This is a genomic window from Microbacterium sp. I2, assembly GCF_051364985.1.
Taxonomy (GTDB): domain Bacteria; phylum Actinomycetota; class Actinomycetes; order Actinomycetales; family Microbacteriaceae; genus Microbacterium.
On record NZ_JBLWIH010000001.1, the window covers coordinates 115891 to 129327 of the forward strand.

Here is a 13437-nt window from a genome sequence, read left to right on the forward strand (position 1 = left end):
GAAGCCGTGATGTCGCGGCCCCGCTGGAATCCTCGCAACGCGTCCTATGAAGTGCCTTTGAAGGGTGCCGCCGTCGGGGACGAAGACTGTCGTACGCGCAGGGCGGCCTTGAGGCCCTCGACCGCCAGGAAGATCGCGACCGCCAGCACGACGGGCAGCACCCAGTCCACGAGCGCGAGCGGGCGAGCATCGAACAGCACGTGCATGAACGGGACGTAGGTGTAGATGGCCTGCAGCACGAGGAGCGCCAGAGCCGACCACCATACGGCGCGGTTGCCGCGGAGCACGTCGGTGGTCAGGCTCGACCGAGTCAGGAAGCGGCAGTTGAACAAGTAGGCCAGCTGTCCGAGCGCGAGCATGAGGACCGCCTCGGTGCGGGCGACCTCGACATCCACTCCGGCGGCGACCACGCCGTAGAACACGCCCATCGCGGCCCCGCCGATCAGGAGCGAGACTGCGAGCACGAAGCCCAGCTCGCGGCCGTCGATGATCGGGCCTCCGCTCGGGCGCGGAGGGCGGCGCATGATGCCGCGCTCGGCCGGTTCGTAGGCGAGCGCGAGCGACAGCGTGACCGCCGTGACCATGTTCACCCACAGCACCTGCACCGACGTGAGCGGCAGCGTGAGGCCGAAGAGCACCGCGACGAGGATCACGAGGGACTGCGCGCCGTTGGTGGGCAGCAGGAAGACGATCGACTTCCGCAGGTTGTCGTAGATGCGCCGGCCCTCGGCGATCGCGCTGCGGATCGTGGCGAAGTTGTCGTCGGCGAGCACGAACTCCGCCGCCTCTTTCGTCGCCTCGGTGCCCTTGATGCCCATCGCGATGCCGACGTCGGCGCGCGTCAGCGCCGGCGCGTCGTTCACGCCGTCGCCCGTCATGGCCACGACCTCGCCGTGCGACTGCAGCGCCCGCACGATGCGGATCTTGTGCTCGGGGCTCGTCCGGGCGTACACGTCGACGTCGCGCACGACGTCTTTGAGCTGCTCCTGGCTGAGCGCCTCGAGCTCGGCGCCGGTCAGCACCTCGGCATCGGCACCCGCCAGGCCCATCTCGGTCGCGATCGCCAAGGCCGTCCCGGCGTGGTCGCCGGTGATCATCTTGACCCGGATGCCGGCGGCGTGACAGTCCGCGATGGCGGCGATCGCCTCGGGCCGGGGCGGGTCGACGATGCCCCACAGGCCGAGGAACTCCAGGTCGATGAGGTCGTCGAGCGTCACCGCGTCGGTCCCGGCCCTGACGGGCTTGCGCGCGGCGGCGAGCACTCGCAGGCCTTGCGAGCTGAGCTCGGCGACCGCCGCCTCCCACCGGACGAGGTCGAGCGGTTCCGAGCCGTCCGCGCCGCGCTGGGTCAGCGAGCGCTCGAGCAGCCGGTCGGGCGCACCCTTGACCAGGATCGCGCGCGAGGCACCTGCCGCGCCCGAGCTCTGCGCCGACTCGTTCACGGTCGCCATCAGCTTGTTCGCCGAGTCGAACGGCAGCACGGCGACCCGCCGGCTGGTGCCGCTCGACACGCCGCCCTTCATCGCCACGACCTTGAGCGCGCCCTCCGTGGGCTCGCCCACCAGGCTCCAGGAGCCGTCGTCTGCGCGGACGATGTGCGCGTCGTTGCAGAGGGTTCCCACCGAGAGCACCGCGGCCAGATCCGCTCCGGCCGCAGCCCCCGTCGCCGGCACGACCGCGCCCTCCGGTGTGTAGCCGATGCCGCTGACGTCGTAGTCGGCGAGCGGCGTCACCACCCGCCGCACGGTCATCTCGTTGCGGGTGAGCGTGCCTGTCTTGTCGGAGCAGACAGTCGTCACCGATCCCAGCGCCTCGACGGCGGGGAGCTTGCGCGTGATCGCGTTGTGCCGCGCCATCTGCTGCACGCCGATCGCGAGTGTGATCGTGACGAGCGCCGGCAGCCCTTCGGGGATCGCCGCGACGGCGAAGCCGATGGCGGCCGAGACGAGCTCGGCGAACGGCATCCCGTGCAGGAAGCGCCCGATCATGAGCATCACCGCCGCCATCGCGAGGATGACCAGCGTGAGTACCCGGCCGAAGCCGTCGAGCTGACGCGTGAGCGGGGTGGCCAACGCGCCCGCTTCGTCGGCGAGACTCTGGATGCGGCCGATCTCGGTGTCGGACCCCGTCGCGGTGACCACGCCCCTGCCCTGCCCCGCGCTCACGATCGTGCCCGAGAACGCCATCGATCCGCGGTCGCCGACCCCGGCATCGGGGGCGACCGGGTCGAGGCGCTTGGACGACGGCAACGACTCCCCCGTCAGCGCCGACTCGTCGACCCGCAGCTGGAAGGCCTGCAGCAGCCGCAGATCCGCCGGAACCTTGTCGCCGGGCATCAGCCGCACGACGTCGCCCGGCACGAGGTCGGCCGACGGCACCGTGACCCAGCCGCCGTCACGGCGCGCGCTGGCGTCAGCCGACAGCATCCCCCGGATCCCCGCGAGCGCCTTCTCGGCTCTGCCCTCCTGGATGAAGCCGATCACGGCGTTGATGATCGCGACGGCCATGATCACCGAGAAGTCGACCCAGTCGCCCATGAGCGCCTTGATGACTGCCGCGCCGAGCAAGATGTAGATCAGCGTGTCGTTGAAGTGCGACAGGAACCGCACCACGGCCGGCCGGCGGACCGGCTCGGGCAGCCGATTCGGCCCGGCCAACGCGAGACGCTCGCGGGCGGATGCAGTGCTCAGGCCCGCGGCATCCGCGCCCAAGTGGGCCAGCACGTCGTCGGCAGGCTGCGCCCACGGACGATCCACGGTGAGACGGGCCTCGGTCAGCTGCTGTGTCATCGCGCCCCTGGTCCCTCCGTCGTGATGCGGTCTGCGCTCAGGCCGCCCCGTCGAACATGCTCGTGACCGATCCGTCCTCGAAGACCTCGTGGATCGCACGGGCCAGCAGGGGCGCGATCGGCAGGATCGTCAGCTTCGGGAAGCGCTTCTCTTCGGGGATCGGGATGGTGTCGGTCACCACGACCTCGTCGATCGCCTCGCTCTGCAGGCGCTCGGTCGCCGGATCGCTGAAGATCGCGTGCGTCGCGGCCACGATGACGCGCACGGCGCCGCTGGCCTTGAGAGCCTCGGCGGCCTTCACGATCGTGCCGCCGGTGTCGATCATGTCGTCGACCAGGAGGCACACGCGACCGCTCACGTCACCGACGATCTCGTTCACGGTCACCTGGTTCGCCACGTTCGGATCGCGCCGCTTGTGGATGATCGCGAGGGGCGCCCCCAGGCTGTCCGACCATGTGTCGGCCACCCGCACACGCCCGGTGTCGGGTGAGACCACCGTGAGCAGCTCGCGGTCGGCGGCGGTGAGCGTCGCTTGGAAGTACTCCAGCAGCACGGGCTTGGCGAAGAGATGATCGACGGGGCCGTCGAAGAATCCCTGGATCTGCGCAGCGTGCAGGTCGACGCTCATCACACGATCGGCGCCGGCCGTCTTCAGCAGGTCGGCGACCAGACGCGCGCTGATGGGCTCGCGCCCGCGTCCCTTCTTGTCCTGCCGGGAGTACGGGTAGTACGGCGCGACGACGGTGATGCGCTTGGCCGACGCGCGCTTGGCGGCATCGAGCATGATGAGCGTCTCCATCAGCCACTCGTTGACCGGCGGGCCGAAGCTCTGGATCAGGAAGAAGTCGCAGCCGCGGATCGACACCTCGAACCGCGTGAGGATCTCGCCCGAGGCGAAGGTGCGGTACTCGGTGGGCACGAGCTCGGTGCCGAGATGCTCGGTGACCTCGGCGGCCAGCGCCGGATGCGAACTGCCGCGCGCGACGACGAGGCGCTTCTTGGTCTTCGCGACGAGGCCGGGGGCGATGTCGTTCGCCCGGTCGAGCTCAACGGTCTTCTTCTTGCGCCCCATCGTCCGCCTTCTGTGCGGACCGAGCCTTGGCTGCGGCATCTGCCGCACCGGTTCCCGGTCTGTTCTTCTCGACCCAACCCTCGACGTTGCGCTGAGGGGCGACACTGAGCGCCAGGGCTCCGGCAGGAACATCCTTGCGGACGACCGCCCCGGCCCCGGTCTTCGCGCCGTCCCCCAGCCTAACGGGCGCCACGAGCACGGTGTGCGAACCGGTGTGCACCTCGTCGCCGATCACGGTCCGGTGCTTGGCGACATCGTCGTAGTTGGCCGTGATCGTCCCGGCGCCGAGGTTCGTGTGGCTGCCGACCTCGGCGTCGCCCAGGTAGATGAAATGGGGCACCTTCGTGCCTGCGCCGACCGTGGCGTTCTTCGTCTCGACGAACGACCCCATCTTGACGCCGTCGGCGAGGATCGTTCCGGGCCGCAGGTGGGTGTACGGCCCGACCGTGACTCCGGCGCCGATGACGGCGAGGTTCGCCTCGATGCGGCGCAGCACCGCGCCCTCGCCGACCTCGCAGTCGACGAGGCTGGTGTCGGGTCCGACCACGGCCCCGGTCGCGATCGTGGTCGCCCCGAGGATCTGCGTGTTCGGCAGCACCGTGACATCGGGGGCGAGCGTGGCGTCCACATCGATCCACGACGTGGCGGGATCGACGACGGTCACGCCCTCGAGCTGCCAGCGCCGCACCGTGCGCGCATTGAGCACGCGCCCCGCCTCGGCCAGCTGCACCCTGTCGTTCACGCCCAGCGCGGCCGCAGCATCCGGAGCCGGCGAAGCCGCCACCGACAGGTGTGACGCGCGCAGCAGGGCCACGACGTCGGTGAGGTATTTCTCGCCCTGCGCGTTCGCGGTGCCCACGAGCGACAGCTGCGCCCGCAGCTCGGCGGCGCGGAAGACGTAGACGCCCGCGTTGATCTCGGTGACGGATGCCTCGTCGGGCGTGGCATCCTTCTGCTCCACGATGCGCGAAACGGTCCCGTCGGCGTCCCGGATGACTCGCCCGTAGCCCGACGCGTCGTCGACGACGGCGCTGAGCACCGTTGCCGCAGCCGAGGTGTCGCGGTGCATGCGGATGAGGGCGGACAGCGAGTCCGGCTCGAGGAGCGGAACGTCGGCACTCAGCACCAGGACGTCGCCGGCGAAGTCCGTCAGCGCGTCGAGGGCCACCTCGACCGCGCGCCCGGTGCCGGGGATCTCGTCCTGGTCGACCACGACCGCCGCCGGCGCGACCTCGGCGACCGCTTCGGCGACGCGATCGCGCTCGTGCCGCACCACGACCACGACCCGCTCGGGGCCGAGCGCGGATGCCGTGTCGAGCACATGGCCCACGAGGGGGCGACCCCCGATGCGATGCAGCACTTTGGGCAGCGCCGACTTCATACGGGTGCCCTGGCCGGCAGCCAGGACGACGACGGCCAGACGGCTCTCAGGAGTGGTGTCGGTCATGCTCCGCCGCCAGGACTCGAACCTGGACCTAACAGCTCCAAAGGCTGTCGTGCTGCCATTACACTACGGCGGACCGCGGCAGCCCAAGGGCGGAATGCCGCCCGACAAGTCTGCCAGACCCTGCGACGGTGCCCCTCCGCAGGAACCGCCCGCCACGGCCCCGATAATGGGGGGATGACGGCGCAGAGCGACGAGGTCGACCGCATCGTCGAGGCATGGACCGCGCAGCGGCCAGACCTCGACTTCTCACCACTCGGCGTGCTCTCCCGCGTCGACCGGCTCTCGCGGCATCTGGATCGCGCCCGTCGCGACGCGTTCCGCCGCAGCGATCTCGAGCCGTGGGAGTGGGACGTCCTTTCGGCGCTGCGCCGGGCGGGCGAGCCGTTCCAGCTCAGTCCCAAACAGCTGCTGCAGCAGACGCTGGTCTCGAGCGGCACCATGACGAACCGCATCGACCGGCTGGTCGGGCGCCGCCTGGTGCGTCGCGAGGCCGATCCCGACGACGGTCGCAGCGTCCTGGTCACCCTCACGGACGAGGGCAAGATCCGGGTGGATGCCGCGATCACGCGTCTGGTGGATGCCGAGGCCGTGCTGCTGGGCGCCCTGTCGCGCAGCGACCGCGACCGGCTGGCGGCGCTGCTGCGCAAGCTGAGTCTCGGTTTCGACACCGCCGGCTGACTGCCGGCGCGGGCGAATCGCCCGCGCCGGCGACGTCTACCGTGCGGCTCGCCGCCGTCGGACGACCAGCACGACGCCGATGCCGAGGACGAGCAGGAGCAGCGCGACGGACAGCGTCGGAACCACGTCCACTCCGGTGAGCGGAAGTGAGCCCGCGCCCGCACCGGCCACGGCCGAGAGCGTGAACCGATCCGACATCACCGAAAGGCCGGACGCCCCGATCGCCTCGAGCCGGTGCGTGCCCGGCGCCGCCTTGACCGGGACCCCGAGGATTCCGGTCACGGTGCCGTCCGCACCCGCCGTGAGCACCTCCTCCAGTGCGAGCGGAGCGGAGTGGAGCACGAAGCGCACCTCCTCGCCGGGCTGGAAACCGCGGAATGCGACCTGCATGCGCCCACCCGGAGCCAGCGCGTATCCGGGTGCCGGTCCCACGCTCCCCGAGGGCACGACGGTCCCGCCATCGCCCGGCTCGCCGTCACCGGGGTCGCCACCGCCCGGCTCCCCTTCACCGGGGTCGCCGCCGCCCGGCTCCCCTTCGCCGGGCTCCCCTTCACCGGGGTCGCCGCCGCCCGGCTCCTCGCCCGGGTCGGTCTCGCCCGGGATGGTCGTGAAGGTGCGCACCGGCGAGTACTCGATGCCGCCGTGCGGTCCCTCGGCGATCACGTACCAGCCGTGCTCGCCGTTGGCGAGGTCCTCCCACGACACGGTCGCGCGCTCCCCCGACGGCGCCCCTGTGACGGCGCCGATCTCGTTCGCGGTCAGGATCTCGGCCCGGAACGAATCCGTCGCGAGGGTCTTCGCCTGCGGAACGATTCCCGCCGCCGCATAGGGGATCTCGAACTCCTGCATTCCGGGCGGGTCGTTGAGCGAGGCGTCGTCGGAGTCGAAGTCGTCGAGCGACGGCGAATACGTGCGGAAGACGATCCGCCCGCCGTCGTTGTCGAAGTGCGCGAGCCGCAGATAACCCTGACCGCCCTCGGGCAGACCCTGGTAGTCGAACAGCATCGAGTAGACCGTGCGATCCGCGACGCCGTCGCCGTCGTCGTCGATCTCGTCCGTGCGCGTATAGGCGTCGTGGTAGTGACCCGAACTCACCGCGAACACGTTCGGGTTCGGCGTGACGACTTCTTCGAACACGCGCTGCGGGAACGGCCCCAGACCGCCTGTCGTCAGCATGTACTCATGCAGGTTGATCCAGACCTTGCGCTCGGGGAACTGCCGGATCACCTCGTTCATCCATGCGATGTCTTCGCTGTTGGCCGCCTCGTCGTTCGGCGTCGGCCACCCCATGTACAGGAACAGGAAGTCCACCCCGCCCACCGACACGAGGTCGTAGTGACCTCGGTTGTCTTTATACGAGCCGCCGTACCAGGGGTTGCCGGCGAAGCGCGCCTCCCCGAAGAACTGCGAGTACTGGGTGTAGTCCGCCGCGAAGCCGCCGACGTCGTGATTGCCGGCGAGCACGCCATAGGGCAGCGCCGCGTCGTCGAGCATGCGGTACGCGGCATCCGCGTTCGCCCACTGGTGCGGCTGGGTGTGGACGTTGACGATGTCGCCGTTGTGGATCAGGTACTGCAGGTTGAGATTCGCCCGCTGCTCGAGCAGGAACTCGTGGATCGCGAGCTGATGCGGGTAGTACCCGTCGGTCTCGTTGTAGTACTGCGTGTCGGACTCGATTCCGACCGTGAAGTCGAACTCGCCGCGCGACGTCGCCCCGGGATGGTAGGGATCCACCGGGCTTTCACGGGTGGACAGATCCGTGGCGGCGAAGCCCTCGGAGTGCTGCACCAGGAAGGTCAGCATGCCGTCGGACGCGTGAGCGTCGACCGGGACGAGCGCCTCGAGCGTGAACTCGGTCGCCGCGCCATCGGTCGTCAGCACCTGGTCGGCCTGCGCCCACGCGCCGTCCACCGTGCGCGCGTAGAGCGTCACCTTGGCGTCGGCGTTCGCACTCCCGCGCCAGTCGGCGCGCACGAGCGACCCGCCGCCGGCACCCTCCGGCACCGCGACGGTGAAGAGCTGGTACGGAAGAGCGGTCGTGCTCGTGGTCTCGACGTTCACGCCGTCGGTGCCCAGCAGCTTCGCGAGGTCGTCCGCGCCCAGTGCGACTCCGGCGCTGCGATCCGCGGTGCCCGAGTCGGTCACCGTGCCCGTGGACGCCGTCATGCCCGCGTCTCCGGGTGCGAAGCCGTACCCCTCGCGGAAGCTCAGGTCGAGGGCGTCCTGCTCAGGCGAGCTCGGCGTCGCTGTGAGATCGGCACGGTCTCCCTCGACGATCTCGCCATCCCCCGGCCCGTCCAGCACGACGCCGGGCTGCTCGTCCGCGGTCTGGAACGCGATGCTGCGCGTCACCGCGTTGCCGACCTCGTCGGTCGCGGTGAACTCCGCGACGTGCGCGCCGGGCTGCAGCGCCAGCGAGGTGGTCGCCAGCGGAAGCGAGATCGGGGCGCCGTCCAGGGTCGCCGTGATCGTCTTCACACCCGCTCCCGCGTCGGTGGCGGTCGCGTCCACCGCGAAGTGGCCGCGGTAGCGCTCCCCGTCGACGAGCGGGCTCTCGATGACCGGCGCCGTGTTGTCGACGTGCACGGTGCGCTCCGCCGCGGACTCGCCGGCGGTCGCCGCGACGATGTGGGCGCCGTCGGCGACCTCGGTCGTCTTCCACACCGTCGACACCGAGGTGAACGCGTCCTCCGGGATCGTGAACGTGGCCAGGAACGAGACGAGGTTCGCGTCGGAGTAGGCGATCCTCGAATCGGGCGCGGGGCACTCGACGAACGCGGGGGCGGTGACGGCCCCCTCCTGCTCCTTCGTCGTGGCGCAGTGTTCGGGCCGCAGGACGCGGCCGTCCGGCAGCGCGAGTCGCAGGTTCATCGTCGTGAAGTCGTCGTTGTTCTCGTTGACGTTCGCCTCGGGCCAGGCCTTGGTCCCGGCCGCGATGGTGAGCGTGAGCTGCTGCCCTGGCACGACCCGCTCCACCGGCACCGTCGCGTCGACCGTGACGATGCGCGAGTAGTAGCCCTCGTCGAAGATCCGCAGCACCTCGTCGCCGAGCTTCACGCCGTTGCGGAAGAAGGCGTCGGTGTTCGTGGCCTCGAAGGCGAAGACGGGACCGGTCTCGAGCGAGGGGACGGCATCCGCGACCGGCTCGCCGTCGATCGTCAGCTCCAGTTCCGACCCGCCGATGTCGGCTGTGGCCGAGATTCGGGCGTCGCCTCCGACGAACTGGCCTTCGACGAGGTTGATCCGCACCGGGTCCGGCTCGCCGTCGACGAGGTCCACCCGCACCGGGCCGAGCTCGGCCTCCTGTGATCCGTCGCTCGCGATCAGCGTGTACTCGATCCAGCGCTTGCCGAACAGATCGGCTGCCGGCACGGAGTAGTAGTACCGGTTCGCGGCCTCGAAGGCGAGATTGCGGGTCTCGGTCGCGCCGAGGTTGTCGCGCATGCGAAGCGTGACCGTGCGCACGAGGACGTCGTCGGTCACATCGAAGCCGAGGTCGAGATCCGCGGTGTCGGGCACGTCGGAGCTGCCTGTCAGGTCGGTGATCGCCGGCGCGCTGCCCGCCGCCGGGGCGACGACGAATCCCGCGGGCACCTGATCCGCGCGCACAGAGCCGGGTGTGGGCGCATCGAGTCGCATCATCGTCTGGACGGTGCCGTCCGCCGGTGCAGGTGCCCACAGCGGAGCCGCCGCGACGGGGTTCCATCCGTACTGGATCGCGGTGCTCGCGGTGGTCTGGTCGTCGGCGAAGTAGTACGCGCGGCTGATGTCGTGCCCGGTGTTCGTGCGCACCTGAAGGCCGCGCGACCCGCCGTTGGCCATGCCGCCGTTGAACAGTTCCACGATGTCTTCCCCGAGCACCAGGCTCGTGCCGAACGCCTCGTTGAAATCGGCGACCGTCAGCCCGGCGGCCACGCCCGCGGGGTTCTTCACCCAGAGCACGAGCGTGGCGCCGGCAGCGATCGTGACGTCGCCCGGCTCGGCGGGCCACAGCGTCGAGCTCGTCGTGACGGGCCCGGCGAGCGCGTTGTCGGTGTAGAGGTACGACAGCGTGTAGTCGCCGAAGTCCACCGGTGCGTCCGAGGCGTTGTAGACCTCGACGAACTCGTAGGCGTCACCGCCCCCCATGTTCGCGGTGTCGGGTGCGACCTCGGTGATCTGCAGCACGGGCGCGCGCAGCTCCGGGTCGGTGGGACGGGTGAGCGCGCTCGTCACCTGCTCGAGCGTGACCGTGCCCGGAGTGACCGGGACGGCGGGGCCGGCTTCCTGCAGGACCGCGTCGACGCCGCCGATGGTGCTCGGCACGGCGAACCGCGCGTTCCAGTTGCCGGCGGGGTCGGTGTCGGCGGGCGCCCACGCGCGGCTGATCGTGCCGTTCGCGCCGACGAGGCTGAAGCCCCGATCACCGCCGTTGGCGATGCCGGCCTGCGGCCCGAAACGGTAGACCGGCACACTCGTGTCGGCGCCGACGGCAGCACGGAACTGCTCCTTCGTCAGCGCCGACTGGGCGGAGTCGGCGCCGTAGTTCAGCCAGAACAGCGCCGAGACGCCGGCGGGGATCACGACCGGCGCATCGTCCTCCCCATCGAGGTGGAGGAACGGCTGAGGTGTTCCGGCGTTCCACTCGCTGGTGTGGTACCGAAGCCCGATGCCGGCCGCTGTCAGGTCGATCGGCTCGGTCGTGGTGTTCGTGACCTCGACGAACTCCGCGACGTCGGCCCCGGGATTGTCGCCGTGGATCTCGGTGATCGCGAGGGGGAAGTACTCCCCCGCGTTGCCGTCGGCGCCCGGACCGGGCTCGGCCGGCTCGCCCGGCGTCGGCGTCGCCGTCGGCGTCGGCGTCTGCTCGGGCTCGGGCTCAGGGCGCACGAGCTGATCGGGCACGGTGACGCCGGGTGTGGCGGGGCCCGTCGTCGGGTTCGTGAGAGTGATCCCGGTCTCAGGTACGCGGAAGTGGTCGGACTGACCCTTGGCCGCCGCGGCGCGGTTGTAGTCCGACCCGGAGACGGGGTCGGTGCCCTCACCCGCGTAGAGGCGCAGCGATCGCGCACCCGAGTTGGCGAAGCCGCCTTGACCGGCGGCGTGGAAGAGCGGATAGGTCGAGTCCGCGTCGCCGTAGTGCGCGCGGAAGTCCGCCTCCGCGAGCTCCCACTGCTCGACGGCGGCCTCGCCCGTCCCGACGGCGTAGCGCAGCCAGAACACGGCGCCGGCGCCCGCGGGGATCACCGCGTCGGCGAGTGCCGCGCCCGTTCCCGGCTCGACGGCGCGGATGAGCGCGGCGTCGTTGTACCGAAGCCGGTAGTCGGCGAAGTCGACCGGCTCGGCCGTGGTGTTGGTGACCTCGAAGAATTCGAAGTAGTCCTGGTCGCTCGGCGTGCCGGCGTTGTCCTGCATCACCTCGGTGATGATCAGAGGCGGCAGGGCGTCCCCGGCGGCAACTGCCGGTGTGGTGACACCCACCCCGGTCAGGGCGACGGCGACGGCGGCGAACGAGGCGAGGGCAGCGCGCGGGCGCGCCAGGACACGGGAGATCACGATGTCCGAGCACACTCACGACATGTGTCACGCAGGGGTACGCCGGGTGAACGGGAGCGGAATCGCGCCCGACCGTTCCGGCGTCCAGGCGATCCGCTCGGTCAGCCGATGTGCTCGGTGAGCTCGAACCAGCGCTCTTCGACGCCGTCGCGCTCCTTCTCGAGATCCGAGATGCGCGCCATCTCGGCCCCGAGACCCACGTAGTCGGACTGGTCGTGATCGGCCAGGGCGGTCCGGGCGGCGGCGATCTGCGCCTCGAGCTTCTCCAGCCGCCGCTCCAGGGCGGTGACCTCTTTCTGCGCGGCGCGCAGCTCGGCGCCGGAGAGCGCGGGAGAGGCGGATGCCGCGGCCGGGGCATCCGCCTCTGCCGGCCGTTTCGTCTCGCTGCGCTCGCTCAACGAGCGGGCGCGCAGGCGCAGATACTCGTCGACGCCGCCAGGCAGGTGGCGGAGGTGCCCTCCGAGGATCGCGTACTGCTGATCCGTGACGCGCTCGATGAAGTATCGGTCGTGCGAGACCACGAGGAGCGTCCCCGGCCACGAGTCCAGCAGGTCCTCGATCGCTGCCAGCATGTCGGTGTCGAGGTCGTTCGTCGGCTCGTCGAGGATCAGCACGTTCGGCTGCTGGAGGAGGATCAGCAGCAGCTGCAGACGGCGCTTCTGGCCGCCGGAGAGGTCTTTCACGGGCGTCGACAGCTGGGCGCTCTGGAATCCCATGCGCTCGAGCAGCTGACCCGGCGTGAGATCCTGCGCCTTCGAGCCCGTGCCGAACGTGTAGGTGGTGCGCAGCCCCGAGATCACGACCCGGACCGGATCGCCGAGGTGCTCGTCCAGCTCGTCCATGCGCTGCGAGAGGTTCGCGACCTGGACCGTCTTGCCACGCTTGACGCGCCCCGACGTGGGCGTCACCTCGCCCGAGACGAGCCCCAGCAAGGTCGACTTGCCCGCGCCGTTGACGCCCAGGATGCCCGTGCGCTCACCGGGAGCGATGCGCCACTCCACCGGGTGCAGCACCTCACGCCCGTCATAGGCGACAGACGCGTCCAGCAGGTCGACGACGTCCTTGCCCAGGCGCGACACCGCGAGCGACTGCAGCTCGGTCTTGTCGCGGATCTCGGGGACGTCCGAGATCAGCTCGTTCGCCGCGTCGATGCGGAACTTCGGCTTGGACGTGCGCGCCGGAGCCCCCCGCCGTAGCCAGGCCAGCTCTTTGCGGGCGAGGTTCTTGCGGCGGGCCTCGATGGCCGCGGACTGGCGATCGCGCTCGACTCGCTGCAGGATGTAGGCCGCGTACCCGCCCTCGAACGGCTCGACGATGCGGTCGTGCACCTCCCACGTGCGGGTGCAGACCTCGTCGAGGAACCAGCGATCGTGCGTGACGACCAGCATCGCGCCCTGGTTCGCCGACCAGCGGCGCTTGATGTGGTCGGCCAGCCACGCGATCGCCTCGACATCGAGATGGTTGGTCGGCTCGTCGAGGAAGAGCACGTCGTGGTCGGCGGCGAGGAGCGCCGCCAGCGCGACGCGTCGGCGCTGCCCGCCCGAGAGTCCGGTGACGGGACCGTCCCACTCGATCTCGCCCAACAGACCCGAGATCACTTCGCGCACGCGTGCGTCGCCTGCCCAGTCGTGCTCCGGGCGATCTCCGACGACCGATTCACGGACCGTCAGCGCGTCATCGAGCGTGTCGGCCTGATCCAGCACGCCGAGGCGCACGCCGCTGCGCACCGTGACGCGCCCCGAATCCGGTTCGAGCCGGCCGGCCAGCATCGCCAGCAGGCTCGACTTGCCGTCGCCGTTACGACCCACGACGCCGATGCGGTCGCCCTCGTCGACACCGAGCGAGACGCCGTCGAAGACGACCTTGGTGGGGAACTCCAGATGCAGGGCCTCGGCCCCGAGAAGATGTGCCATGTC

6 protein-coding genes and 1 tRNA gene are annotated in these 13437 nt (G+C 70.5%); 1 reads left to right on the forward strand and 6 read right to left on the reverse strand.

Going from position 1 to position 13437, the window contains the following annotated elements:
- Nucleotides 1-44 precede the first annotated feature (44 nt).
- The 4 genes from ACLKM7_RS00585 to ACLKM7_RS00600 all read right to left on the reverse strand — a co-directional run bounded on the left by ACLKM7_RS00585 (nt 45) and on the right by ACLKM7_RS00600 (nt 5381).
- A complete protein-coding gene (locus ACLKM7_RS00585) occupies nt 45-2789 on the reverse strand; it encodes a cation-translocating P-type ATPase (RefSeq protein ID WP_436445071.1) in 2745 nt (914 codons plus the stop codon).
- 37 nt (nt 2790-2826) lie between these two features.
- The gene (locus ACLKM7_RS00590) at nt 2827-3861 is read right to left on the reverse strand and encodes a ribose-phosphate diphosphokinase (RefSeq protein ID WP_436445072.1); all 1035 of its coding nucleotides are present in this window, start codon (nt 3859-3861) and stop codon (nt 2827-2829) included.
- Nucleotides 3836-5308 (reverse strand): bifunctional UDP-N-acetylglucosamine diphosphorylase/glucosamine-1-phosphate N-acetyltransferase GlmU, encoded by a 1473-nt coding sequence (gene glmU / locus ACLKM7_RS00595; protein WP_436445073.1) that lies wholly within the window; start codon nt 5306-5308, stop codon nt 3836-3838. Before glmU ends, ACLKM7_RS00590 begins: the two co-directional genes overlap by 26 nt.
- A gap of 1 nt (nt 5309) precedes the next feature.
- Nucleotides 5310-5381, reverse strand: a tRNA-Gln gene (locus ACLKM7_RS00600).
- Nucleotides 5382-5482: 101 nt separating this feature from the next.
- Here ACLKM7_RS00600 and ACLKM7_RS00605 point away from each other — a divergent pair.
- Entirely contained in the window at nt 5483-5986 is a 504-nt protein-coding gene (locus ACLKM7_RS00605) for a MarR family winged helix-turn-helix transcriptional regulator (protein ID WP_436445074.1), read from the forward strand.
- 36 nt (nt 5987-6022) lie between these two features.
- Here the strand turns inward: ACLKM7_RS00605 and ACLKM7_RS00610 are convergent, their stop codons facing one another.
- Entirely contained in the window at nt 6023-11521 is a 5499-nt protein-coding gene (locus tag ACLKM7_RS00610) for a lamin tail domain-containing protein (protein WP_436445075.1), read from the reverse strand.
- 101 nt (nt 11522-11622) lie between these two features.
- Nucleotides 11623-13434 (reverse strand): ABC-F family ATP-binding cassette domain-containing protein, encoded by a 1812-nt coding sequence (locus ACLKM7_RS00615; RefSeq protein WP_436445076.1) that lies wholly within the window; start codon nt 13432-13434, stop codon nt 11623-11625.
- Between the last annotated feature and the right edge of the window lie 3 nt (nt 13435-13437).